This is a genomic window from Paraburkholderia sp. BGA-UO-ETr-F21 (assembly GCF_059567925.1).
The window spans coordinates 731,915-758,271 of the sequence record NZ_JCAQOY010000037.1; the positions used below are offsets into that span (position 1 = coordinate 731,915).

At 63.5% G+C, this 26,357-nt stretch carries 17 protein-coding genes and 1 pseudogene; 12 read left to right on the forward strand and 6 right to left on the reverse strand.

The annotated features are described in order from the left end of the window. Nucleotides 1-85: 85 nt before the first annotated feature. Nucleotides 86-997 carry a DUF72 domain-containing protein gene (locus tag AC57B1_RS26975; RefSeq protein ID WP_496419189.1) on the reverse strand — a complete coding sequence of 304 codons (912 nt, stop codon included), beginning with the start codon at nt 995-997 and terminating at the stop codon, nt 86-88. Between the two features lie 36 nt (nt 998-1,033). Next, nucleotides 1,034-3,682, reverse strand: coding sequence for a response regulator (locus AC57B1_RS26980; RefSeq protein WP_496419190.1), 2,649 nt, complete (start codon nt 3,680-3,682; stop codon nt 1,034-1,036). A gap of 353 nt (nt 3,683-4,035) precedes the next feature. Between AC57B1_RS26980 and AC57B1_RS26985 the strand changes: the two genes are divergently transcribed. Continuing rightward, on the forward strand, nt 4,036-5,268 hold the full coding sequence (locus tag AC57B1_RS26985) for a DUF2252 domain-containing protein (protein ID WP_091802473.1): 1,233 nt from the start codon (nt 4,036-4,038) through the stop codon (nt 5,266-5,268). Between the two features lie 245 nt (nt 5,269-5,513). Here the strand turns inward: AC57B1_RS26985 and AC57B1_RS26990 are convergent, their stop codons facing one another. Continuing rightward, nucleotides 5,514-6,086: a cupin domain-containing protein gene (locus tag AC57B1_RS26990; protein ID WP_007177972.1), complete on the reverse strand. Its 573-nt coding sequence runs from the start codon at nt 6,084-6,086 to the stop codon at nt 5,514-5,516. 905 nt (nt 6,087-6,991) lie between these two features. On the opposite strand from AC57B1_RS26990, the gene AC57B1_RS26995 reads away from it, so the two are divergent. The 9 genes from AC57B1_RS26995 (at nt 6,992) to AC57B1_RS27035 (ending at nt 18,888) form a co-directional block, all read left to right on the forward strand. Next, the gene (locus AC57B1_RS26995) at nt 6,992-8,533 is read left to right on the forward strand and encodes a peptide MFS transporter (protein ID WP_408185124.1); all 1,542 of its coding nucleotides are present in this window, start codon (nt 6,992-6,994) and stop codon (nt 8,531-8,533) included. Between the two features lie 213 nt (nt 8,534-8,746). Beyond that, nucleotides 8,747-10,219 (forward strand): MocR-like pyridoxine biosynthesis transcription factor PdxR, encoded by a 1,473-nt coding sequence (gene pdxR / locus AC57B1_RS27000; RefSeq protein WP_496419191.1) that lies wholly within the window; start codon nt 8,747-8,749, stop codon nt 10,217-10,219. Between the two features lie 241 nt (nt 10,220-10,460). Continuing rightward, the gene (locus AC57B1_RS27005) at nt 10,461-12,458 is read left to right on the forward strand and encodes a bifunctional 2',3'-cyclic-nucleotide 2'-phosphodiesterase/3'-nucleotidase (RefSeq protein ID WP_408483442.1); all 1,998 of its coding nucleotides are present in this window, start codon (nt 10,461-10,463) and stop codon (nt 12,456-12,458) included. Beyond that, nucleotides 12,455-13,210, forward strand: coding sequence for a tetratricopeptide repeat protein (locus AC57B1_RS27010; protein ID WP_408342398.1), 756 nt, complete (start codon nt 12,455-12,457; stop codon nt 13,208-13,210). Before AC57B1_RS27005 ends, AC57B1_RS27010 begins: the two co-directional genes overlap by 4 nt. Nucleotides 13,211-13,640: 430 nt before the next feature. After that, a complete protein-coding gene (locus AC57B1_RS27015; RefSeq protein ID WP_007177969.1) occupies nt 13,641-14,093 on the forward strand; it encodes an HU family DNA-binding protein in 453 nt (150 codons plus the stop codon). 403 nt (nt 14,094-14,496) lie between these two features. After that, nucleotides 14,497-15,906 carry a circularly permuted type 2 ATP-grasp protein gene (locus tag AC57B1_RS27020; RefSeq protein WP_496419192.1) on the forward strand — a complete coding sequence of 470 codons (1,410 nt, stop codon included), beginning with the start codon at nt 14,497-14,499 and terminating at the stop codon, nt 15,904-15,906. A gap of 167 nt (nt 15,907-16,073) precedes the next feature. Beyond that, a complete protein-coding gene (locus AC57B1_RS27025; RefSeq protein WP_091807083.1) occupies nt 16,074-17,024 on the forward strand; it encodes an alpha-E domain-containing protein in 951 nt (316 codons plus the stop codon). Between the two features lie 11 nt (nt 17,025-17,035). Continuing rightward, a complete protein-coding gene (locus AC57B1_RS27030) occupies nt 17,036-17,848 on the forward strand; it encodes a transglutaminase family protein (protein WP_408342400.1) in 813 nt (270 codons plus the stop codon). 167 nt (nt 17,849-18,015) lie between these two features. Continuing rightward, complete coding sequence (locus tag AC57B1_RS27035) at nt 18,016-18,888, forward strand: proteasome-type protease (protein ID WP_091807085.1); 873 nt, start codon at nt 18,016-18,018, stop codon at nt 18,886-18,888. 277 nt (nt 18,889-19,165) lie between these two features. Here the strand turns inward: AC57B1_RS27035 and AC57B1_RS27040 are convergent. Together AC57B1_RS27040 and AC57B1_RS27045 are read right to left on the reverse strand one after the other, a co-directional pair. Continuing rightward, nucleotides 19,166-20,346, reverse strand: a pseudogene (locus AC57B1_RS27040) (porin). Between the two features lie 416 nt (nt 20,347-20,762). Beyond that, entirely contained in the window at nt 20,763-22,091 is a 1,329-nt protein-coding gene (locus AC57B1_RS27045) for a YihY/virulence factor BrkB family protein (RefSeq protein ID WP_496419193.1), read from the reverse strand. Between the two features lie 216 nt (nt 22,092-22,307). Here AC57B1_RS27045 and AC57B1_RS27050 point away from each other — a divergent pair, with 216 nt between their 5' ends. Together AC57B1_RS27050 and AC57B1_RS27055 are read left to right on the forward strand one after the other, a co-directional pair. Continuing rightward, nucleotides 22,308-22,847 (forward strand): YbaK/EbsC family protein, encoded by a 540-nt coding sequence (locus tag AC57B1_RS27050; protein ID WP_408185169.1) that lies wholly within the window; start codon nt 22,308-22,310, stop codon nt 22,845-22,847. A gap of 226 nt (nt 22,848-23,073) precedes the next feature. Continuing rightward, entirely contained in the window at nt 23,074-24,633 is a 1,560-nt protein-coding gene (locus tag AC57B1_RS27055; protein WP_496419194.1) for a methyl-accepting chemotaxis protein, read from the forward strand. A gap of 35 nt (nt 24,634-24,668) precedes the next feature. Here AC57B1_RS27055 and AC57B1_RS27060 read toward each other — a convergent pair whose 3' ends face one another. Then, nucleotides 24,669-26,156 carry a SulP family inorganic anion transporter gene (locus tag AC57B1_RS27060; protein ID WP_496419195.1) on the reverse strand — a complete coding sequence of 496 codons (1,488 nt, stop codon included), beginning with the start codon at nt 26,154-26,156 and terminating at the stop codon, nt 24,669-24,671. Nucleotides 26,157-26,357 lie beyond the last annotated feature (201 nt).

The following is a 26,357-nucleotide window of genomic DNA, read 5'->3' on the forward strand; positions in this document are numbered from 1 at the left end:
TCAAAGATGCACGGTGCTCAGCCGCAAAATCCGAGGCGGGAGTGAAATCAGATTATCAAAGCGGACTTACCGCATTCCATATCGATTACGCATCATTTCCCAGGATGTTCATCAAGGTGCGCGCATTGCGCTGCCCCTGGTCTTCAAAGCAGTTATTAAAAATGACATGCGTGCGACCCGCCCGCCTCGCGATCGCGCGGATCGGCGCGGCCAGTTCAGTCAATTCCGCTTCGTCATAGTCGTAATCGAAGCGCTCCGCGGCGCTCGCCGCGCCCGTCGCGCTCCATGTCTGCGTGTTGCGCCCATGCAGGCGCACCATCGCGAGCGCGGGTTGCGTCACCTCCCACAGCGTATGCACGCGGTTGGTGACGTCCGGCGGCGCGTCCACGATCACATGCACGATGCCGCGCTCGCGCAGGAATTCGAGCGACCCGGCCGCATGCTGGTCGTCGAACCAGGACTGATTGCGGAATTCAGCCGCCATCACGTAGCCCGCCATGCGCGCCCGGCATTCCTCCACGAGTGCCAGGCCGTCCGGCGCGCGCGTGATCCACGGCGCGAACTGGAACAGCACGGCGCCGAGGCGGCCGGTTCGGCGCAGCGGTTCGAGCGCTTCCTGATAGCGCCGCCACAGTTCATCGCGGATGTCGGCCGGCATGTCGCGGTAGTAGACGTTCTTCTTGCGCGGGCCGGTGATGCCGGCCGGTAGCGCCATCGCAATGTCTTTCGGCAGCGCGTCGGGCGAGGTCTGATGCCCGGTGAAAAGACGAAACGCCTTGAAGTTGAAGGTGAAGCCCTCGGGCGTGCGTTCGGACCACAACTGCGCATTGCTTGCCGAAGGCATTGCGTAATAAGCCGAGTCGACTTCGACCAGCGGAAACTGTGACGCATAAAACCGCAGTCGTGCTTCAGCGCTGTTGCTGCCGCGCGGATAAAAACGCTTGCAGGCAATCAGCGTCTTGTCGGTCCAGCCTGCGGTGCCGCATCGAATATCCATCGGCGAACTCGTGTCAAAGGGCGTCGTGTGGGCGGGCTAGGAGGCCGCTTCGGTGTGGTCGATCCATTCCGCGAGTTCGCGCCGCAACTCGGCGATGTCGAGCGGCTTGCCGAGCAGACGCGCGCCGGGAATGGCGTCGCCGATCTGCGCGCTCTTGCCATAGCCCGACACCAGCAGCACGCGAATCTCCGGTTGCTGGCACAGCACGGCGCGCGCGAGGCAGTCGCCGGACATGCCGGGCAGCGTCAGGTCCGTGAAGAGGATGTCGAAGCGTTGCGCGAGCACGAGCGGCAGTGCTTCTTCCGCGCTTGCGACTGCGGTGCAAGCGAAGCCGAGGACGCTCAGCAGATCGCTGAAGGCTGCGCGCGAATCCGCGTCGTCTTCGACTAGCAGCACGCGAGCCGGGGTACCGCAAGGGCGCGCCGAAGTTTCGGGCTCGGGATGCCCGCTTTGCTCGCCAAGGTCCGCGGGAGGGTCGTAGACGGCGGGCGGCACGCAAGCGGCGATCTGTCCAGCGGGCAGGAAAACCGGTGTGGCGCCGGGCACGGATCCACTCCGCGCCGCGGCCTGACCGGCGCGCAGTACGCTGCGCAACATGCGGGCGAGATCGTCGCGCCGGTACGGTTTTGAGAGCAGCGTGATGCCGGCGTCGAGTTTGCCGTGATGGACGATTTCGTCGCGCGTATAGCCGGAGGTGAAGAGTGTCGGCACGGCGGGCGAGCGCGCTGCGGCACGCCGCGCCAATTCCACGCTCTTCACCTTGCCAGGCATCACCACGTCGGTGAACAGCAGATCGATCGGCACGTCGCTGTCGATGAACTCGATCGCCGCGTCGCCGCTCGACGCGGTCAGCACTTTGTAGCCGAGTTGCGCGAGCATCTCGACGGCGGTGAGCCGCACGTCGGCATCGTCTTCCACGACCAGAATCGTTTCACCGCCGCCGCTCGGCGCAGCGGTATCGTCGACGGTTTCCGCGGTTTCCGGCTCGTAGCAGCGCGGAAAAAACAGCGAGACGGTGGTGCCGCGTCCCACCTCGCTCTCGATCAGGGTGTGACCGCCGCTTTGTCTGACGAAGCCGAATACCATGCTCAGGCCGAGACCGGTGCCGTGGCCGTCGGGCTTGGTCGTGAAGAACGGCTCGAACACGCGCTGCAAGATCTCGGGCGGCATGCCGCCGCCGGTGTCCGCGACGGAGAACACCACGTATTCACCCGGCGACAGCTCCGGCTTATCCTGGCAAAACGCGGCGTCCAGCACGCGGTTGGCGGCGCGCACGGTGAGCGTGCCGTCCGCCTGCATCGCGTCGCGCGCGTTGATCGCCAGATTGAGCAGCGCGTTTTCCAGCTGATTGCGGTCGGCCTGCACGTGCCACAGATCGTCGCTCAGGACCGTGTCCACCTTGACGGTTTCGCCGAGCGCGCGATGCAGCATCTCGGTCATGCCGTTCAACAGCCGGCGCGGGTTCAGCACCGTAGGCGAGAGCGGCTGGCGCCGTGCGAACGCCAGCAGATGGGCGGCCAGTTTCGCACCGCGTTTGACAGCGTCGGTCGCGGCGGACAGGCGGCGCAGCGTGGCCGGATTATCGCCCGCGTCGGCGGCGAGCATTTGCAGGTTGCCGTTGATGACCTGTAGCACGTTGTTGAAGTCGTGCGCGACGCCGCCCGTGAGGCTGCCGATCGCTTCCATCTTCTGCGCCTGGCGCAACTGTTCTTCGGCCAGCGCGCGCGCCGCGACCGCGTCGGTGACGCGCTGTTCGAGCGTTTCGGTCAACTGACGCAGCGACTGTTCGGCGATCTTGCGTTCGTGAATGTCGATCAGCACGCCGGGAAAGCGGGTCGGCTTGCCGTGCTCGTCGAATTCGCAGCGGCCGTTCGCCTGCACCCACAGGTAGTCGCCATCGGGCCGGCGGATTCGGTACTCGGCCCGAAACGGCTCGCCGGTGCGCATGGCTTCGACGGTCATCTGATCGTTGAGCGCCTGATCGTCCGGATGAAGCATCTGCGTGGCCGCATGACGATCGATGCCTTTCGCGGCTTCTTCGCGCGGAAACGAAAAGGTGCGCGCGAAACGTTCGTCGCCGCTGACCTTCCCCGTGCGCACGTCCAGTACCCATGTGCCGAGCACCGCGCCGGTGTTGAGGGCGAGTTGCAGCCGCTCGTTGGTTTCGTGCAGTTCGGTTTCGGCGCGTTGCCGCCAGCGTTCGGTAAGCACACGCGAGGTGGTTTCGACGACCACTGCCAGCACGCCGGCCGGTGCGCCGCTGTCGTCGGCGACGGGGCTGTAGTAGAGATCCATCCACACGTCTTCGGGCAGGCCGTCGCGCAGCAGCACGAGTTCCTTGTCGCGATACGACAGCGTGCCGCCCGCGAGACAGGTGTGCATGACGTGGCGGTTGAACTCGGCAACCTCGGGCCAGCCGATTTCGACAGGGCTGCCGAGCAGATAGGGATGCCGACCGCCCGCGAAGACCGCGTAGGCGTCGTTGTAGATCATGTAGCCCGGCTTGTCCCACAGCAGCACGAGCGGCACGGGCGAGGCAAGCACCAGCTGGACCGTGGCGGTCAGGCTGCGCGGCCAGTCTTCAATTGCGCCGATGCCGGTGGCGGTCCAGTCGAAGGCGCTGATGCGCTGCGCCATCTCCCCGCTCCAGCCTGAGCAGCCATGGTCTTGTGCCGGAAATGGCATGCTGCGCTCTCCAAAGGTCACGTCGATCAATGTGTTCCCACTCTGCCGGCGCGTGTGACGCGCTTCTATGCCTGGCAGCAGGCGGGATGAACCTTTGCTGTCCCCATCTGCCGGCAGGATAGCTGCAGGCAGGCTGCGACAATTGTAGGTCACAACCCCCAACGGGTGACAGGTCGCTCCGGCGACCGCCGGGTCGGCTGGATCACATCCGCAAGACGCGTTGGCGGAATTTGCGTGGAAGGTCTGCCCCAGGCGCGAATCCTGCTGATCCCACTTGTTCGCGCGCGCCACCTGGCGCATCGTGGGGCGGCGCACCACGCAGAATTCGAATCTGAAGCAACGCGGACCACACAATGGCGAAGAAAATCAGCACACGAAACAAGCTGCCCAAACCGGATGCGCGTCAGGCGCTTCTCGTTACGCGCCGCAATGCCAGAATGGCGCGCTCGGCGCACGCTTATGTACGCGGCAATACCAGCAAGTTCTACGAATGGCTCGAAGGCATCGACGGCCACGCGTTGCCGGAGGGGCCCGCCATCTGGATTTGCGGCGATTGCCATACCGGCAATCTCGGGCCGGTGGCCGATGCGCAAGGGCGCGTCGAGATTCAGATTCGCGACCTCGATCAGACCGTGATCGGCAATCCGGCCCACGACCTGATTCGCCTCGGCCTCTCGTTGGCGACCGCCGCGCGTGGTTCGGACCTGCCGGGCGTGACGACCGTCAGCATGATGGAAGCGCTGGCGGACGGCTACGAGCGCGCCTTCGACGAAGCGGCCAGCGACGCCGACATCCGCGCAGAAAAGCCCGAGGCGGTGCGGGTTGTGATGAAGGAAGCGGTGCGCCGCTCGTGGCGGCATCTGGCGGAGGAGCGCATCGAGGATCTCGAGCCGAGCATTCCGCTCGGTCCGCGCTTCTGGCCGCTTGCGAAGAGCGAGCGACGCGAGATTGAAGCGCTGTTCGAGAAGGGCTCGCTGGCCCGGTTCGCCACGGTCCTGCGCGCCGTCGGCGACGAGACCGACGTGGAAGTGCTCGACGCCGCTTACTGGGTGAAAGGATGCAGTTCGCTCGGCAGGCTGCGTTATGCGGTGCTGCTCGACATCGACGGGGCCGCGATGGAGGGCGACGACCTGTGCCTTATCGATATCAAGGAGGCCGCGCAGGCCGCCGCGCCGCGCTATCCCGGCGTGCGGATGCCGCGCGACAACGCGGAGCGGGTGGTGGAGGGCGCGCGGCATCTGTCGCCGTCGCTCGGCGAGCGGATGCGGGCGGCGCGGTTCGCGGATCGCGCCGTCGTGATTCGTGAACTGCTGCCGCAGGACATGAAGCTGACCATCGAGCAACTGACTCGGGACGAAGCGACGAAGGCGGCGCGCTTTCTGGCGATGGTGGTCGGCCGGGCGCATGCGCGGCAAATGGATCGCGCCGAGCGCAAGGCCTGGCTCACCGAACTGCGCAGAAATCGTTCAAAGACCCTCGACGCGCCCGGGTGGCTGTGGAAAGGCATCGTGGAACTGGTGAGCAGCCATGCAGCCGGCTATCTGGAGCATTGCCGGCGCTACGCGACCGAGCGCCGGGACGGTTGACGCAGGGTTGTCCACTGGCGGCGGCAACATGATTGGAGCCGCCGCCGGAAAACCGCTAACGAGGTCAAGCCAACCTCAGTTCGACAACGACACATACGGCGAGACGAGCGGCGCGCCCGTTTAGCTGCGTTGCTCGGGCCAGGGCGGCCCTTGTTGCTCGTATTGATAGCGCGACATGCAGGATTCCTTACATTGCGTAATGCAGGCAATCCCTGGCCGGTCCGACCGGATGAGGTGCCTGCTCTTTAGAACAGTCTTGGTGTGCCCACCCAGACGACCACCGACTCGATGCGCGCGGTGTTCACCCAGCTGTGCGGCACCGTCGATTCGTAATGCGCGCTGTCTCCCGCGTGCAACACGAACGTCTTGCCTTCCAGTGTCAACGACACTTCGCCGTCGATCACATACATAAACTCTTCTCCGGCATGCGTGGTGACTTCGGAGCGCTTCTGCCCGGGTGGCATTCTCACCAGGATCGCCTCGAGCTGGCGGCCGCCCGTCACATTGGTCAGCCGCGCAAACAGATTGGCCGAGTCCGCAAAACCGAAAAACCTCAACTGATCGCCGCGGCTCACGCAGCGTTCTTCGCTGGGTGTGTCGACGAAATACTGCACTGTGACCCCGAGTGCGTTTGCGATCCCCGCCAACGACGTGATGGACGGTGACGCGAGGCCACGTTCCACCTGCGACAGAAACGGCTTGGAAATGCCCGCCGCGGTTGCCGTGTCATCCAGCGTGCGCTTGAGCCGTTGCCGCAGCGCGCGGATCTTGCTGCCGATTTCTAGTGCCGGATTGCTCTTTTGAATTGTCGTGACCATAGCAGGAGGAAATTAGCCCGTCAAAATTTGTTTGATATATGTAAATATGGTTTGATTGCGGTCCGGGCGCGGCATCGGGCCTTGGCGACGCCGGGTGAGGCAAGCGACCACAATCTGAGATAACACTCTATGTTGCCAGAATCGAAACTAAACCCCGCCAAAATGACTGTTTATTTCGGAAAACAGCAAACAAAGGCGGTAACGCCTGGAGTATGCACGCTCGCCGGCGCGTTTATGCAATTCGAGTATCAGCAGGATTAACGGCATGACATTACAGATTATTTTTGGCGGCCGGTGCGGATGCGGGTGCGGCAAAGACGCAAGGCGCAATCGACCCATGTCATCAACGCGGGATCGGTGAAATCCCTGAGTGACTCAGCATGTTTCTATTTGCAGAATCAGCCCCACTATTTTTCATTCCGCGCGCAGCGATCCTGTGCGGCGGAGCATTGTCCGGCCCGTTCCAACCGAACGCCCGCCGGCGTAAGGATATGACCATCACTGCCGATCTTTCCCGCCGCGGGCTCGCCGCCCATCGCCGACTGGCACGGACGCCATTGGCCGGCCTCAGAATTTCCATTCGCCGCGATGCTTTATCATTGAGCCCGCTCCGCATGCCGGAACGCGGGCCCGATACGACGTCGCGTGCCCCGGCAACGCGTTGCGCAGGGCGCTCGCCAACGGGACTTGCTTCGAGGCCTATCGCGAGACGGGCCTTCGCCACCCTTCCTGGTTTATCTGCTGGTTTGGCGCATTGGCGCGCGAATGCGCGCGTTCGCGCCAGGGCCAATGCGTCCGCGTGTGCGTAACGGCACAGGCTGCGCCGACTGTCTTTCCAGATTCCGTTTCATGCGCCGCGCGGCCAGTTCGCGCGACGCCGTAACCGTTTGAACAAGAGGTACACGATGAATTCATCCAATCCGCCGGGCGCGCGCGTGTCGCAGACCCGTTCGTTTTCGACGGTCTTTCTGATCGAGATGTGGGAGCGCTTCGGCTACTACGGCATGGCCGCGCTGCTGGTCCTGTTCATGATCGACAAGCTGCAGTTCACCGACAGCCACGCCACCCTGACGTGGGGCGCGTTCACGGCGCTGGTGTATGCGTCGCCCTCGATCGGCGGCTGGATCGGCGACAAGATTCTCGGCGCGCGCCGCACGATGATCTTCGGCGCGGGCGTGCTGTCGGTCGGCTATTTCATGCTGGCGCTGCCCAATGACCAGCTTGCCTATATGTACGCGTCGCTCGGCGTGATCGTGGTGGGCAATGGTCTCTTCAAGGCCAATGCCGCGAATCTCGTGCGCCGTATTTATGAAGGCGACGACGCGCGCATCGACAGTGCGTTCACGATCTATTACATGGCGGTCAACATCGGCTCGACCGTGTCGATGCTCGCCACGCCGTGGATCAAGGACCATTGGGGCTGGCACACGGCGTTCGCCGTCTGCTGCGCGGGGATGCTGTTGTCGGTGCTGAACTATTTCGTCATGTTCCGCACGCTCGCGCATATCGGCTCCGCGCCGGATGCCGAACCGGTGCGCTGGAAGCGCGTCGGCGCGGTCGCGCTGGGCGGCCTCGCGCTCGGCGCGGCGACCATGTTCGTGCTGCAGCACAAGGCGATCGCGGTGGCCTGCGTGTACACGGCGGGCGTCGCGATTCTGGCGATCTTCGGCTACATGCTGATGAAGTGCGAACGCTCGGAGCGCTCGGGTCTGGTGGCCGCGCTGATTCTGACCGCGCAGGTGATCCTGTTCTTCGTGTTCTACGTGCAGATGTCGACCTCGCTCACGCTGTTCGCGCTGCGCAACGTCGATCCGCGTTTCATTCTGTTCGGCCAGACGTGGTTCACGTGGAGCGCCGCGCAGTTCCAGGCGCTCAATCCTATCTGGATCATGTTGCTGAGCCCTGTGCTTGCGCTGCTTTACACCAAGCTCGCGAAAAGCGGCAAGGACGTTCCTGTGGCGGTGAAGTACGCGTTCGGTTTCGCTGTGGTGGCGGCCGGCTTTTTCGTCTATGCGGCGAGTGGCAATTACGCGGTGAACGGACGCGTGTCGTCGTGGTTCATGGTGGGCGGCTACGGGCTGTATTCGCTCGGCGAACTGCTGGTGAGCGGTCTCGGGCTCGCCATGATCGCGCGTTACGTACCCGCACGCATGAGCGGCTTCATGATGGGCGCCTACTTCGTCGCGACCGGTGTGTCGCAATATCTGGGCAGCGTGGTGGCGAATTTCGCGCAGATGCCGGCCGGCGACATGGATCCACTCGAATCACTGCCGCTCTACACCAAGCTGTTCACCGGCCTCGGCTGGCTCGCGGCGGTGGGCGCGCTGGTGGCGGTTCTGCTATTGCCGCTGATGCGCAAGCTGTCGCGCGAACATCAGCGCTGCAGCGACGAAGCGCGCGAGAGCGCGCGGCAAAGCGCGGCACTGAACGGCGTGGTGGCGGAGTAATCCGCTGCAACATCGGCAGCGCTGCGAACGCGCCGCTTGCAGGCCGCCTTCACCTTGAGCGCCGCATTGAGTCCAGCACTCAATCCGGCACTTCCGGCATCAGACCTTCCTGATCGTCAATGTCCGCTCAAATGCCGGCGACGGGGGTAAGCTTAGGACCGACATGGGTCTTTCGACTCAACCCTCTTCCGGATAGTTGAGGTAGCCACCCGGATGGAAATCCATATCGCGGTCCAAGGGCATCACGATCTGTCTGGACAGATCTATCGCCAGTTGCGCGCCGGCATCCTCGAAGGGCGCCTTGCCGGCGGCACGCGCCTGCCGTCCACGCGAGAACTCGCCACGCAACTGGGGGTGTCGCGCAAGACCACGCTCGACGTATTCGAGCGGCTGCTCTCCGAAGGCTATCTCAGCGCCCGTGCCGGCTCGGGCACCTTCGTCGCCGACGGCCTGGAGCGTTTGCCGGTGGAGCGCTCCTCGCATGCGCGCGCGGCGGATGTGTCGCGCGAGCGGGCCAAGGCGAAGGCCGCCGCGCGCGCCCAGCCGCTGTGGGAGGAGATGCCTGAGCGCCTCGCGTTGCCGCGTCCTTCGGTAATGTCGCCGCAGGACTTCATGGGCGGCGCGACCGACAAGACGCTGTTCCCCTTCGACGTGTGGCGCCGCTGCGTGAATCGTGCGTTGCGTGCGCAAGCGCGCGGCCCCGGCACGTATCGCGATGCGGCCGGCGAGCAGGAGTTGCGTCTCGCGATCTCGCGCTATCTGGCCTTTAACCGGGCCGTGGCGAGCAACTGGGAAGACGTGATCGTGACGCAAGGCGCGCAGCACGCGCTCGATCTGCTGGCTCGCGTCACCTTGCGGGCCGGCGACGTCGCAGCTATCGAAGACCCCGGTTATTCGCCCGCCCATGCCTGCCTGAAGGCCACCGGCGCGCGCGTGGTGCCCGTGCCGGTGGATGCGCAAGGGCTGATCGTGAGCAAGCTGCCGGACAAGGCACGGCTCGTCTATCTGACGCCTTCACACCAGTTTCCGCTCGGCATGCCGATGAGTCTCGAGCGCCGCGTCGAGTTGCTCGAATGGGCGCAGAAGCGCGGCGCGGTGATCATCGAGGACGACTACGACTGCGAGTACCGTTTCGAAGGCCGGCCGATGGAGCCGCTCAAAAGCCTCGATCGCGCCGGACTCGTGGCCTACGTGGGCACGTTTTCTAAGACGATCTTTCCGGAGCTGCGGGTCGGTTACGTGGTGCCGCCAGCTTCGCTCTTCAATCCGCTTCTCAAGGCACGCCAGATCGCCGACTGGCATGGCTGCACGCTCACGCAAACCGCGCTCGCGGCCTTCCTGCTCAACGGCGATTTCGCCAAGCACCTGCGGCGCATGCACAAGACCTATGCGGCGCGCCGTGCGGTGCTGCTCGATCATCTGCACGGCGGCCTCGCGCCCTGGTTCGAGCCGATCGTGCCCACGGCCGGCATCCACATGGCGGCGCACCTGAAAGCGCCGCTGACGGAGGAGGCCGTGGTTGGCGCGGCGCGTGAAGCATCGATCGGATTGTATGGACTCGCACCGTTTTATTTGCGTGTGAAGGCGCGGCCCGGTCTGATTTTCGGCTACGGCAATATCGCGGTCGAGCATATCGACGCGGCGCTCACCAAGCTAGCCGGCATCCTTCCGCGGCTCGCGCAATAGGCACGCGAACCGCGCATACGGTTTACTCAAACCTATCTAATGCCCTACAAATCAGTGTCATAAACCCGCCGTACGCTTGCGCCTCTGTAATTGTTTGTAATGCAAAGCCGGCCAGATGTGCCGGCATGACACGACGACAAACCGGAGGGCGGTAAGGATGCGAGTGACGTTCATGGCGGGCAAGCGGCTGCGCGCGCGAGGCGCGTTTGGCGCATGGGGAACCTTGGGGGCGCTGGGCGCAATGGGAATCGCCGCGGGTATCACGGCGTGCAGCAGCAGTGTCGACACGCCCGCGCCGCAAGTGGCGAATGGCACGACCGCGACGCTTGCGTTGCTGGAAACCACCGACATCCATACCAATCTGCTGAGTTACGACTACTACAAGCTGGCGGAAGACAAGTCGCTCGGTCTGGAGCGCACGGCGACGCTGATCGCGGCGGCGCGCAAGGAATTTCCCAATACCATGTTGCTCGACGACGGCGACACGATCCAGGGCACCGCGCTCGCCGACTATCAGGCGCAAGTCGCGCCGATCGATTGCAAGACCACGCTCGGTGTCTACAAGGTCATGAATCTGCTGAAGTACGACGCGGGCACGATCGGCAATCACGAATTCAACTACGGCCTGCCATTTCTCGCGCAAGTGACGGGCAGCGCGTTCGACGTGCCGAACATGAGTCCGGTCGCCGCGCAGCCGGCATGCGCGGGGCCGAACTTTCCGCTGGTGCTCTCCAACGTGCTCGGCGCGAAATCGCAGCAGCCGATCTTCAAGCCGTACACGATTCTCGAGCGCACGATCACGGCCACGACGCCCGACGGCAAGACCGTCAGCGCGCCGGTGAAGATCGGCGTGATCGGCTTCACGCCGCCCGCTATCATGGCGTGGGACAAGCGCTGGCTCGACGGCAACGTCTACACGCAAGGTCTTGTCGAAAGCGCGTCGAAGTACGTGCCGGAAATGAAGGCGAAGGGCGCGCAGATCATCGTGGCGATGTCGCACGGCGGGCTCGACAACTCGACCTATTCGCCTTCGATGGAAAACGGCAGCTACTACCTGTCCAAAGTGCCTGGCATCGACGCCATGTTGATTGGCCATTCGCATCAGGTTTTCCCCGACAAAAACAGCACGGTCACGCAATTCAACCTGCCGGGTGTGGACAAGGTGAAAGGCACCGTCAACGGCGTGCCGACCGTGATGGCGAATTTCTGGGGCAAACATCTCGGCGTGATCAAGCTCGCGCTGAACTTCACGAACGGCACGTGGACGGTGGACCGAAACGCGAGCACCGCGGAAGCCCGCTCGATCCAGAACGCGGATAAAAGCTACGTCGCCGTCGATCCGGCGGTCTCACAGGCGATCGCTGCCGAGCACGCCGCGACCATCAACTACGTGAAAACACCGATCGGCACGACCGATTTCCGCATGACCACGTACTTTGCCGATGTGGGCGACGTGTCGGCCATCGAAATCGTCAACCAGGCGCAGGCGGCCTACACGCAGGACTACATCAACGCGAATCTGCCGCAATATGCGGGCATTCCGGTGTTATCGGTGAGCGCGCCGTTCAAGAGCGGCTTCGGCGGCGGCAACGATTTCACCGACGTCGCGCAAGGCAACGTGGCGATCAACAACGCCGCCGACCTCTATCTGTATCCGAACACGATTTATGCGGTGAAGGTGACGGGCGCCGACCTGAAGGCCTGGCTCGAAACCGCGGCCAAACGCTTCAACAAGATCGATCCGGCCAACACCGCGCCGCAGGCACTCGTCAGCACGTATCCCGGTTATAACTTCGACATGATCACGTCGAAGGATTTCAGCTACGAAATCGACGTGACGCAGGCTGTCGGCAGCCGCATTCGCAACCTGAAATATCAGGGCGCGGCGATCTCGGACACGCAGTCGTTCATCGTCGCGACCAACAACTATCGCGCGAGCGGTGGCGGAAATTTCCCTGGGCTCGACGGCAGCAAGACGATTTACGCGTCGCCGGATGCGAGCCGCGACGTGCTGATCGCCTATATCAAGAAAGTGCAGGCCATCAAGGCGGCGAGCAACGGCAGCGATCGCAGCTGGCGCTTTACGAAGGTGGCAACGGCCGGCCCGGTGACCTTCCTGTCTGCGCCGAACCTGGCGGCGCTCGCGCAGGCCAACGGCATTGCCAACGTCGCCCAGATTCAGGCCGACGACGGCACGGGCAAGGGACTCGCGGTCTACACCGTGAACCTCAACCAATGAACGCGCGGCTTTCTTTGGTGCTGGCGGTGGCCGTCGCCATCACAGGCGGCACGTTCGCCACGGTGGCCACGGTGGCCGCCACGCGCGTGTCCAACGTGCAGATCGACGACTGGCAGATGCAGGGCACGGCGACGCACGCGGCCTGGCCGCTGTGGCAGTTGCGCGTGACCTCGGCCTTCGGCAACGCGGCGGCGCGCGAAGCGCTCGCGGACGTGCTGGTGAATTCGACGCGGCCCGACGAGCGCCGTGAAGGCGTCGAGCTTTACCGGCAACTTGCGCTCGACGGCGCGCCGCGCGCACAGGCGACGCTCGGGCATCTGCTGTTGCGCGGGCTGCCCGGCATCGCGCCGGACTATGTGGAAAGCCGCCATTGGCTGACGCTGGCGGCATCGCATGATTCGCGCGACGCCCAGGCGGCCTACGATCTTGCAACGCTTTATCGCAATGGTTACGGCATGGCGCGTGACGCAAGCCTGGCGATTCGCTGGCTCGAACAGGCGGCGCAAGCGGGCCTGCCGCTCGCGCAGTTCCAGCTTGCCAACGAGTATCGCTTTGGCACGAGCTTGCCGCACGACGACGCGTTGGCGCTGCAATGGCTCACGCGCGCGGCCAATGCGGAGTTACCCGAAGCCAACCTCGCGCTGGCAATGGCCTATCGCAATGGCGAGCTTGGCCTCGCGCGCGACGAAAACGAGTACTGGGCTCACGTGAAGGAAAGCGAACACGATCTGAAACACGTCAGCCGGCAGTAACCGTGCGCTGAAACCGGCCCGCGATTTTCTGTCGCAGGGCGAGATTGGTCGCCCCCTGCAATGTTTTTCGCTGCAGGGGGCGCGTTTTTTCCGCCGTGTGAAGGAGCATGGCGTGCGAGCCGCGACGTCTTTTTTGCGATGACCGAACGATTCACCCTCTACTCTCCGATGCAGAAAGTGCCGTTATTCATGCATCGAAATGACTTGTAACGTACGTTACGTGTTCGTGTTGCCGAGCCCGCCTACGCACGTTTACCCGCTAAAACAAGCATCAAAATGTGTTGCGCAGTCTGCGCCGCGCAACAAACCTTCGCTGTTATACATAAAAGAGTCGCGCAAATCGTATTAGCGCTTGTAGAATCCGGCGTTGAAGCGTGCACATGTCGTGTGCGCTTCGTGCAATTCACTGACCACAACAGGTAGGAGAAACATGCCGACTTCCGCAAAAAAGGTGGCCAAGAAGGCTGCTGCCCCGGTACCGACCAAGAAGGTTGCTGCAAAGAAAGTTCCTGCGAAGAAGGCCGTCGCAGCTAAGAAGGTCGCCGTGAAGGCGTCCAGCGCTCCGTCGCCGATCAAGGACACCTTCACGAAGGCCTCGCTGGCTGCACACGTCGCTGAACGCGCTGCTGTGGAACCGAAGACCGCCAAGGCTGTTCTGGCCGCGCTCGAAGACACGATCCTCGGCGCCGTGCATAAGAAGGGTGCTGGCGAATTCACGCTGTCGGGTCTTCTGAAGATCGTCGTGCAAGCTGTGCCGGCGAAGAAGAAGCGCTTCGGCAAAGACCCGTTCTCGGGCGAAGAGCGTTGGTTCCCGGCCAAGCCGGCTAGCGTGCGCATCAAGGCACGTCCGCTGAAGAAGCTGAAGGACGCTGCTGCGGGCTGATCGCGTTTCACGCGTTGGCGTTGTATTTAACAATGGCTGACGCTTGAGACACCCGGCGGAAATTTCCGTCGGGACGATCCGCAGTGCATGTTGTCTGAAATCCCCGTGGGTGCGAATCCACGGGGATTTTTTATGCGCGTTCATCGCGTGGGCGAAGCCGGGCGAGAGCCCGAGGACTGTCCAGGGCGCGCACCGCGGTGCTGCGTATGCACCGTACTAGCGCATCATGGGCCGCCGCAGTACGATGGCAGCGGAGCCTTGCCGGCCGGGATGCGCTGTTCGCGTGCATGCACCGTGTTTAGTACGCGAAAAGCTCAATGGCATAGCGCTTGCTTGATCGATTGTCGAACACCGAATGCGCAGCGCATTCGCCTTCTATCCGACAACAAGAGCGGGGCGTGACATGCGATGCTATGACGAGATGCGTCATCATGACGATGCCGTGCGACCACACTACGCGCGCTTTGAGCGATGGCTGGTGGAGCAGGGCAACGAGGCGATCGCACGCAAGCGTGCGGAAGCCGATCTGCTGTTTCGCCGGGTCGGCATCACCTTTGCGGTGAACGGGGACTTGTCCGGCACCGAGCGGCTGATCCCATTCGACCTGATTCCGCGCATCATTCCGCGCGGCGAATGGCAGACGCTGGAGGCCGGATTGCGCCAGCGGGTGCAGGCGCTCAATCTGTTCATCCATGACGTCTATCACGATCGCAATATCGTGCGTGCCGGTATCGTGCCGGCCGAGCAGGTCTATACCAACGCGCAATACCGGCCTGAAATGCAGGGGGTGAATGTGCCGCTCGGTGTTTACGCGCATATCGCCGGTGTCGACGTGGTGCGCGCGGGCGACGAAGGCGAGTTCTACGTACTCGAAGACAACCTGCGAGTTCCGTCGGGCGTGTCCTATATGCTCGAAAACCGCAAGATGATGATGCGGCTTTTCCCTGAGCTCTTCGTGCAGAACCGCATTGCGCCGGTCGCGCATTATCCCGATCTGCTGCTCGATACGCTGCGCTCGGTCGCGCCCGAAGGCGTCGACGATCCGGTCGTGGTGGTGCTCACGCCGGGCATGTACAACTCTGCGTATTTCGAGCACACCTTCCTCGCGCAGCAGATGGGCGTGGAACTGGTGGAAGGCAAAGATCTCTTCGTCGACGACAACTATGTGTTCATGCGCACCACGCAAGGGCCGAAGGGCGTCGATGTGATCTACCGCCGCGTCGACGACGATTTTCTCGATCCGCTCGCCTTCCGCAACGACTCGGCGCTCGGCGTGCCGGGTCTGCTGACCGCCTATCGCGCCGGGCGCGTGGCGCTCGCGAACGCCATGGGCACCGGTATCGCCGACGACAAATCGATCTACCCGTACGTGCCGGAAATGATCGAGTTTTACCTCGGCGAGAAGCCGATCCTCAACAACGTGCCCACGTTCCAGTGCCGCAAGCCCGACGATCTGGCCTACACGCTCGCGCATCTGCCGGAACTGGTGGTCAAGGAAGTGCATGGCGCGGGCGGATACGGCATGCTCGTCGGACCGGCTTCGACGAAAGCCGAAATCGAGGCGTTCCGTGAGCGTCTGATTGCGCGTCCGGCCGGCTATATCGCGCAGCCCACGTTGGCGCTTTCCGCGTGTCCGACGTTCGTCGAAAGCGGTATCGCGCCGCGCCATATCGACTTGCGCCCGTTCGTGCTGTCCGGCAAGACCGTCACGATGGTGGCCGGCGGACTCACGCGCGTGGCGTTGCAGGAGGGTTCGCTCGTCGTCAATTCGTCGCAGGGAGGCGGGACCAAAGATACATGGATGGTCGACTGACGCGGTTGCCGCTCGCGGTTGCAGATGTTTTCACGCAACCGCGCCTGCAACCCAGCGCGCCGGGGCGGCACGCAATACGCAATACGCACGCCGCCGGCGCATACGGATAACCAGCGCGAGCCTTTTACTTCGACAAGGTCTCGCGTCATCAGATACGGAACGCCGTCATGCTAAGCCGAACCGCCGATCACCTTTTCTGGATGGCCCGCTACATGGAGCGCGCGGAGAACACCGCCCGCATGCTCGACATCAACCTGAAGGCGCTGCTGTTGCCGCAGACGCCCGAACAGGAGGCGCGCGCGCAACGCTCGGTGCTGCGCATTTCCGAACTCGAAACCGCGTTCGCGCAGCGCTACGACGAACCGACCCGAGAACACGTGCTCGATTTCATGGTGGCGGATTCGACTAATCCGTCGAGCATTCACTCGTGTTTGCAGGCCGCGCGCGAAAACGCCCGCGCGGTGCGCGGCACGTTGACGACCGAGTGGTGGGAAACCATCAACGACACGTGGCTCGAATTCAACGAGCGCATTTCGTCCGGCCAGGCGGCGAACAATCCCGGCGCTTTGTTCGAATGGGTGAAGTTCCGCTCGCACCTCTCGCGTGGCGTGACGATCGGCACCGCGCTACAGGACGACGCGTTCTTCTTCACGCAACTCGGCACTTATCTGGAGCGCGCCGACAATACCGCGCGGATTCTCGACGTGCGCTTTGCCGACGTCGAACCGAATTCACGCGACGCCGCGCGCCAGCTCGAAGATTTCTACTACTGGACGTCGATTCTGAGTTCGGTGTCGGCGCTGGAGATCTATCGCAAGGTGTATCGCGACGTCGTTACACCGGCACGCGTGGTCGAACTGATGATCCTGAATCAGCAGATGCCGCGTTCGCTGCTGGCGTCGCTCGAAGGCGTCTGTGCGAACCTCGCGATGCTGCGCACCTCGGGTTCGAACCAGTGCGAACGGTTTGCCGGCAAGCTGCGCGCCGAACTCGTGTACTCCGACATCCGGCAGATTTTCGAAGCCGGCCTGCACGCCTATCTGACGCAGTTCCTCGCTCGAGTGTTCGAGCTTGGCAATCTGGTTGCGCGTACCTACCTGATGCTGCCAGTCGCCTGACGGAGTTTTTTATGTACCTGACGATCCGCCACGACACGTCCTATCGCTACGAAGCGACTGTCCATTATTCGATCCAGCAACTGCGGCTGACGCCGTCGAGCGGCGCCTCGCAGGTCGTGCGGCGCTGGAGCATCGACGCGCCGGGCAAGCTCGACGCGACCTTCGACGCTTACGGCAACGTGCTGCATACGCTGGTCATCAACAAGCCGCATAGCGAGATCCGTCTGCACGTGGCCGGCGAAGTGGACACGATCCCGCTGGTCGACGGCTATTTGCCCGACGCTGTCGGCCCGATTCCGCTCGAACATTTCACCTGTTCGACGCGGCTGACCGAGGTCGATGCCGCGGTGCGCGAACTGGCCGAGTCGGTGCCGAACCTGGCGAACTCGGCGAACCTGATCGCGCTGTCCGAGCAGATCGTGCAGCGCGTGAAGTACAACCCGGGTGTCACCGAAGTCACGAGCACGGCGGCCCAGGCGCTCGCGCTCGGCAACGGCGTCTGCCAGGACCACGCGCATCTGATGCTGGCGTGCTGCCGCGCGCGTGGCATCCCCGCGCGCTACGTGAGCGGCTATATCGAGCCGGGTGATGTGGAGCATGCCGCGAGCCACGCGTGGGTAGACGTCTGGCTCGAAGGCAAGGGCTGGATTTCCATCGACGTCACGCATGCCGCGTTTGCCAGCGAAATCTACTGCCGCCTCGCCGTGGCGCGAGACTATGAGTCGGCTGCGCCAGTGCGCGGCCGGCGTATCGGCGGGCTGGAGGAACAGCTCAAAGTGTCCGTCATAGTCAGTGCGCAACAGCCGCAGCAACAGCCGCAATAGCGGGAAGAACAGGGCGACGACCAGAGAGGCCGCTAGAGGCTCTGGTGAGCGCCAGGCCTCATAACCATTCAGATTGGGCCCGCCAAGGCCGTTATACGGAATGGAGGCGCATGCGAGCCGCATTACAATAGCGCCGTTCAGTCGTTTTTTTGCGGGTACCTTTTCTTATGACCTATTGTGTCGCGATGTCCGTCGACGAAGGTCTCGTGTTCCTCTCGGACACGCGCACCAATGCGGGCGTCGATCACATCAGCACCGCGCGCAAGATGTCGGTGTTCGAGCAGCCCGGCGAGCGCATGCTCGTGCTGCTGGGCGCCGGCAATCTGTCGCTCACCCAGGCCGTGTTGCACGAGCTGTCGGAGCCCGCGGATCCGTCGCTGCCCACGCTCTGGAACGCGCCAACCATGGCCGACGCGGCCCGCGTGATCGGCCGCGCGGTGCGGTGCGTGCATCAGCGCGAGGCCGAGGCGCTGCAGGAATTCGGCGTCGACTTCAATTGCAGCTTCATTCTCGGCGGGCAGATCGCGGGCAACCGGCCGCGCCTGTTCATGATCTACGCCGCGGGCAATTTCATCGAGGCGTCGGCGGTGAACCCGTATTTCCAGATTGGCGAGGCCAAGTACGGCAAGCCGATCATCGACCGCGTGCTCACGCCCTCCACGCCGCTCGACGAAGCCGCCAAGTGCGCGCTCGTCTCAATGGACTCGACGCTGCGCTCGAACCTGTCGGTGGGATTGCCGCTCGATCTGCTGGTCTACCAGAAGGACGCGCTGCGGGTCACGCGCTTCGTCTCGATCGATCAGGACAACGCGTACTTCGAGATGATTCACCGCACCTGGGGCGAGCGATTGCGCCAGGTGTTCGGCGAGATTCCCGACCCGGACTGGCAGGATTCGCCGAACGTGCCGCTGCTGCAACGCGAGCGGGCACTGGTGCTGTATCGCGCGCCGGTCGGCGCGGATGGCATCGAGCATGAACTCGACGCGAGGCCCGCGCAGACGTTGGCGCAGGCCGAGAAGGGCAAGTCGCAGCGCAAATAGGCTGCTGGCGTATGACCCGCTTCCGCTGGCTTGGGCGGGAGACGCAACATGGCGAGGCCGCCAGCAGCCCCAACCGGCTGCTGGCGGCCTTTTTTGCTTCAACCGGCGTAATGGCCGCGCATCTGACGAGCGAGGTGTCCACGAGCACGTGATCGATCGCTCTGGCATGGCACGCGTGCCGGCGCCACCGGAGCCAGGGCGAAAAAAAACCAGCCACAGGCTTTCGCCCGTGGCTGGTCTTCAACTGCGTGTTGCTTCAGCAGTCCGTCAAGTTCGATTAGAACTTGTGGCGGATGCCCAGGCTGACCAGTTCTTGCGAGCTGGAAGCCGAGTTGTAGCCGTACGAACCGATTGCAGCGCCTGCGTCGACCAGCGTGCCGGCCGAAGTGCGTTGCTGGCCGCTTGCGTGCTGATATGCGCCGACCAGGTAGATGTCCGTGCGCTTCGACAGGTTGTAGTCGCCGCCCAGGGAAACCTGGTGATACGTTGCGCTCGAATCGCCGCTAGCCTTCGTGTAGGTGTAGCCTACGCCAACCAGCATTGCCGGCGTTGCCTGGTAACCCAGGTATGCGCCGCCGACGTTGTACTTCTCGGTCGAACCGAAGCCCGAGTTTGCGTCCGGCTTGTACTGTGCGTTGCTGTAACGCAGGTTAGCCGTGAACGGGCCTGCGACGTATTGCACAGCGACCGAAGCGATGCCGATCGACTTGGCTGCCGCGTACGCGCCGTTGACCTGGTTGTCGAACGTGCCGTCCGACGTGCTGCCGTTCCAGCCCACCGAGCCTGCCGACGTGCGGCTAGCCAGCGTGTTGCCGTTGTCCATGCGGAAGTAGCCAGCAGCAACGCTGAACGGACCCGTCGAGTACGTTGCAGCGCCCGACCACGATTGACCCGAACCCGTTGCACCCGCCACGCCGCCCAGAGCGTACATGCCTTCGAACTGGAAGCCGCTCCACACCGGCGAGGTGTACTTGATGGCGCTGTTCGTGCGCGAGGAGTTGTCGTTGTTGTCGACGTCGCCCGGCGTGGTGAAGGTCGAACCGAAGTAGTTGTCAGCCGTCAGCGGCTGGACCAGGTCGACCAGCGGGTCGTATTGACGACCCAGCGTGAACGTACCCCATTGGTCGCCCGTCAGGCCGACGTAGGCTTGACGACCGAACATCTTGCCACCTTGACCCAGCTTGCCGGTGTTGATGTCAAAGCCGTTTTCCAATTGGAAAACGGCTTCAGACCGCCGCCGAGATCTTCAGTGCCTTTCAAGCCGAAGCGATTGCCTTGCAGGTTGCCGCCAACCAGGCCGACCTGGTTCGAGTTCTTGCCCGAAGCGTCAACCGTGTTGTGTGCGTACTGGATCGATTCATCGATCAAACCGTACAGGGTCACGCTGCTTTGAGCATGAGCGACGCCAGTGACGCTCAGGAGCGCCAGCGAGAGGGTAGACAGCGCGATTCGTTTCATCCATTTCTCCACGCAGATGATTAGTTTGTTGTTGCGGGAAGGAGAATAGCGCAGGAGGTCTACCGGCTAGAACTGGAAAAAAAAGACTGTCTCCAAAAACTGACAACTCGCGCAAAGCCTTGTATTTAAAGCGCGTTAACGATTATTTCCGTTTCAGCAACATTTAATCGTTGACCAAGCATTATTGTTGTTTTGTTGACAGTGACGACTCTGGCACCTTCACTTTCGACACTTATTTGAAGGTTTTTCGTAAGAAACTCGTCTACTTTTTTGGAATGTTTTGTAGGAAACACATAAAAATTTCGATGCATTTCGCCTGACGCACACGCTGGACAGGTTTCTCCCGCTGTGGTCAGACGCACCACGCTGGCGCATAGGCGGAGCAGTTGGCGCAGGGCGGGTTGCAGCCGCGTGGTCTAGGGATTCGATTCCCGCTCGTCGCTGTTGCGCCGCGCGACCGTTGCCGCAGTCAGCCCGGCAGCGGCGGCGAACAGCACCGAAGTCCACGGGTGCCGCCTCACATAGCGATCCGCCGCAACGGCTTTCCGGCCGGCCTCGATCAGCGCGACGGCGGCGATGCGAGTGGCTTGCGCCTCGGCTGATACGACAGTTCTGCCGAGTTTGACCGCCGTCGCTCGTGCTGATGGCTTGTTGCTCGATCGAACTTGAAGCGCCGCTGCCGGCGTCGCGCCGCTAAGTGTGCCTGCTGTTGCGTCGGACCGCACGTGCGCGAGCGCGGCGTCGCTCGAAGCGGTGCGTTCGCGCGCGACTTGTGGCGCGGCTTCCGCTCCAACCGTCGATGCCGCCAGCACCGACGCCAGCTTGGCGCGGCTGCCGGGCGGCGTGTCGTCCTGCATGCCCCAGCCTCCGCGCGGATCGTGGATACGCCCGCGCGCCGCGGAAAACTCCGCGCCGAGCAGCAACACAGCGGCGGAGAAATACAGCCACATCAACAACACGGCGAGGGAGCCGGCCGCGCCGAACGAACTGGCCATCCCGGCGTGCGCGATATAGAGCGCGAACAGCTTTTTGCCCGCCGAGAACAGTATCGCGGCAACGATCCCGCCCACGAACGCATCGCGCCAGCGCACGCGAGCGTCCGGCAGGAACTTGAGCAGGCCGGCGAACGCAAAGGCCAGCACCAGCAGGCCGACGCCGAGTTGCAGCAGGTTGCCGATCACCACATACGGCGAGTCGCCCCACAGCCACTTGCCGATGAAGGTAATGACCGTGTCGAGCACCAGCGAAACGATCAGCAGGAACGCGACGCCGAGCACCAGGCCGAACGAGATCAGGCGCACACGCACCAGCGCGATCACGCTCGATGACCGTGGCCCCGTATACGGCCACACTATATTGAGCGCGCTATTGAGCGACGAAAAGGTGGCCGAAGCGCCGATCGCCAGCATCGTGAACGAAATGATGGCCGCAATGCCGCCGGCGCTGCCGCTGTGATGGGCATTTTCGACGATGGTTTGCACGCCGGCCGCGGCCTGGTCGCCGAGCAATCCGTGAATGTGGTCGAACAATTCGCCGCGCGCGGCTTCCGCGCCGAAGAACCAGCCGGCCACGGCGATCACCATGACCAGCGTGGGCGCGAGCGAAAATGCGGCATAGAAGGCGATGCTTGCCGCCATGGCCGCGCAGCGGTCTTCGGCAAACTGTTTGAAGGCGCCGATGGCCCAGTTGGCCTGCTTGCGGGCCACCAACTGCAGGTTTTCGGCGGAAAGCGTGTCTATGTCCATGGTCGTGTTTCTCAAAAGGTACAGGCGCCGCGCGCGTCAGGCGGTTGGGCGGGGGCGAACCGTTGAGGCAGCCTTGACGCAGTCTTCGCGTGAAAGCCTTCCGCAAACCTTGTGCCTGTCACTATAACAAGCGGCCGAGGCATGCGCGGACCCCGCGCACCTCGGGCAGGGCGTGCCGTTAGAATGCCGAGGGATCCCCATACACTTTTGCTCGCTATGCACTCGCACGAACTCGTACAGCAGTTGGACATCATTCCCGCCGAACAATTGGGCGCGCATCTACCTGCGCATGTCGTCGAGCAATTGCCGGCCCAGGGCGTGACGGTTTTCTCCGTCACCGACGACGCTTCGGATACCGCCGAATTCAGCGCGCGTTACGGCTTCGGCCTGGAAGACTGCGCCAACACGATCGTGATCCGCTACAAGAAAGAGGGCGCCGAACATTACGCCGCGCTGGTCTCGCTGGGTTCGCTGCGTCTGGACATCAACGGCGCGGTGAAGGCGGCGTTGGGCGCGCAGCGGCTTTCGTTCGCCAAGCGGGAAGCGGCCGTCGAGCATAGCGGCATGGAGTTTGGCGGAATCACGGCCTTCGGCTTGCCGGCCGACTGGCGCGTTCTCGTCGACGCCGCCGTCATGGAGCGAACCCAAGTCGTCATGGGCGCTGGCGTACGGGCCGCCAAGCTGTTGCTGGCGCCCGATGTATTGCGTCAGTGGCCGCGCTGCGAAGTCGCCGCGCTGACGCTGCCGGCGGAGTAACGCCTCACCCGGCCCGCGTGCACGAAATCGGATCGGCAGACGGCGCCGCCGCGTCGAGCATATCGTGAGCAGCGCCGGCAAAGTGCATGCATTGGCCCGGCGGCTGCCGCCGATTGGCCAAGCCTGAAGTTTTCCCTCGCTCCGCCGTTAATCCTGAAGATGGACATGAATCGCCGGGGCGTCCGCCCTGGCGGCGCGTCGACAAACAAGTACAAGGGATACGGAGATGGAACGGTTTCGCCTGAAGGTGCGGCTATGGCTCGCACTAGCGGTAATGTGCATGGGTATTCTGGCAATCGGCCTGTGGGGCGCGTTCAAGACACGCGACACGATGATCGCCGACCGCCAGGCCGAACTGAAGAACGTGGTCAGCGTCGCGTACAGCGTGCTGGACCGCTATAACGGTCTGGTCGCCTCGGGCGCCATGCCGCTCGCCGACGCGCAACGCTCGGCGATGGCCGATCTGCGCGCGATGCGCTACGACGGCGCCGGTGGCTATCTCGTGATCGAGGACGCGCAGGCCCGTGTGCTCATGCACGGCGTGCGTGCCGACCTCGAAGGCAAGGACATGAGCGGTTTCACCGACCCGCAAGGGCGCCACGTATTCAAGGACGGCTCCGATCTCGCCCAGCGCGAAGGCGAAGGCTTCATCCACCTGCAGTTCCTGAAGCCCGGCTCCAACCAGATGGCGCCGAAGGTCAACTACGTGCGCCTCTACAAACCATGGGCCTGGACGATCGTCACCGGCGTATTCACCGACGATATCGACGCTGCGTTCTACACGACGCTGATCCAGTACGTGGGCGCCGCGCTGATGCTGTGTCTGGTGGTGTCGCTCGTGATTGGCGTGATTCTGCGCAGCATCTTGCGGCAACTCGGCGGCGAACCGGCGTATGCGGCGCAGATCGCCGCGCGCATCGCCGACGGCGAGCTCGACCTGGTCGTCGAAACGAAGGCGGGCGACGAAGCCAGCCTGCTCGCCGCCATGCGGCGCATGCAGCAGCGCCTCGCGCAAGCGATCGCGCAGATTCGCGGCGGCGCGACGCTGATCTCGACGGTGTCCAACGAAATTGCCGCCGGCAACGCGGATCTGTCGCGCCGGACCGAACAGCAGGCCACGGCGCTCGGCGAAACCGCGTCGAGCATGGAGCAGATCACCGCGACCGTGAAGCAGAACGCCGACAACGCGAAGCAAGCGAGCCAGCTCGCGCATAACGCATCGGAGACAGCAGCGCGCGGCGGCGAAGTGGTCGGTCAGGTGGTCGAGACGATGCGCGGCATTTCGCAGTCGTCGCATCGGATTGGCGACATCATCGGCGTGATCGAAGGCATTGCGTTTCAGACCAACATTCTCGCCTTGAACGCGGCCGTCGAGGCGGCGCGCGCCGGTGAGGAAGGCCGCGGCTTCGCGGTGGTGGCGGGCGAAGTGCGCAGCCTCGCGCAACGCAGCGCGGCGGCGGCCAAGGAGATCAAGGCGCTGATCGAAGAATCGGCCGCGCAGATCGAAGGCGGCTCGCAGTACGTGAGCCGCGCCGGCGAGACCATGCAGGAAGTGGTGCAGGCGGTGCGTCGCGTGACGGACATCATGGGCGAGATCAGCGCGGCTTCGGTGGAGCAAAGCTCGGGCATCGAGCAGGTCAACATCGCGGTGGCGAGCATGGACCAGACGACCCAGCAAAACGCGGCGCTGGTGGAGGAGGCGAGCGCGTCCGCGGATGTGCTCAAAGCGCAGACCGGCCAGCTTAGCGCGGCAATCGCCGTATTCACGCTACCGGAAGGCCGCTGACCGGAAGCTCGCCGTTGGGCGAGTCGGGCACGTCGTCAAGCCAACGCAATACCGGCGCGGCTCAGCAGACGCTGGTTGCGCTCGGACAGATTCTTCATACGCAATTGTTTGCCGGCTTTTCGATAGCGCTCGACGAGGCCTTGCAGCGCCGCCAGCGCGGAATGGTCGGCCAGCAGCAGATCGCGGCAGTCCACTGTGACGCGCTCGGGATCTTGCAGCGGGTCGAACAGCTCATGAAAACGGGCGGTCGACGCGAAAAACAGCGTGCCGCGCGGCGTGTAGATCTTGTCGCCGGCGCGATCTTCGACATGCGCATGAATTTCGCGGGCGTGCTGCCACGCGAAATTGAGCGCGGCGATCACGATGCCGCACAGCACGGCGATCGCCAGATCGGAAAACACGGTGATGATGGTGACCGCCACGATCACTAGCGCGTCGTTGCGCGGCACCTTGCCCAGCACCCGCAGCGAGCCCCATGCGAAAGTCTGCTGCGCCACCACGAACATCACGCCGACCAGCGCCGCCAGCGGAATGCGCTCGATCAACGGCGACAGGAACAGGATGTACATCAGGATCATCACGCCGCTGACGATCCCCGACAGACGCGAACGGCCGCCCGAATTGAGATTGATCATCGTCTGGCCGATCATCGCGCAGCCGCCCATGCCGCCGAACAGACCCGAGGCGATATTCGCGGCACCGAGCGCGAGGCATTCACGGTTCGGCTGGCCGCGCGTTTCGGTGATCTCGTCGGTCAGATTGAACGTGAGCAGCGTTTCCAGCAGACCGACGATCGCCATCAGCACCGCGTAGGGCAGCACCACATGCAGTGTCTCCAGATTCAGCGGGACCTCCGGCATGCGCAAAAGCGGCAGGCCGCCCGCAATATGCGCCATGTCGCCGAGCGTGCGCGTGGGCAGGTGCAGCAGCTGCGTGAACAGGCCGACGCCGACGATCGCCACCAAAGCAGGCGGCGCCGCACGCGTGAGCCGTGGCAGGAAATAGACGATCGCCATGGTCAGCGCGACGAGTCCGCTCATCATCAGCAACGCGCTGCCGTGCAGCCATTGTTCGCCTTCTGGCGTGCTTTGCCTGAAATGCGCGAGCTGCGCGGTCGCGATGACGATCGCGAGCCCGTTGACGAAACCGAGCATGACCGGATGCGGCACCATACGGATCAGTTTGCCGAGCCGCAGCGCGCCGAACAGCACCATCAGGATGCCGCTGAGGATCACGGTGGCGAGCAGATATTGCGCACCGTGTTGCACGACGAGCGCCACGATCACTACCGCCATCGAACCGGCGGCACCGGAAATCATGCCGGGCCGTCCGCCGAACAGGGCCGTGATGGTGCAGATGAAGAACGCGCCGTACAGACCCATCAAGGGATTGAGGTGGGCGACCAGCGCGAAGGCGATGCATTCCGGCACCAGCGCGAAAGACGAGGTCAGTCCTGCGAGGACATTGCTTTTGATATCGGGCAGCGCGGCCAGCCGGCCGTGAGTGGGACGAGCGGTGTTCATCTTCAGCGGGGAGGGAGTCCGGGCAAACGGCGTGCGTAGACGCGAAACGCGCGAATTCGGACAGGTGAATGTCTCGGCCTGAAGCGCAGCAATGGCCGGGCAAGATGGCGAAAAGGCTGGATTTTACAGCAGGGCAGTCAAACTCACCGGTGAGGGGCGCGGTGAGGTGGCGGTGGCGCGCAGGGGTGGTCGCGCATCGAG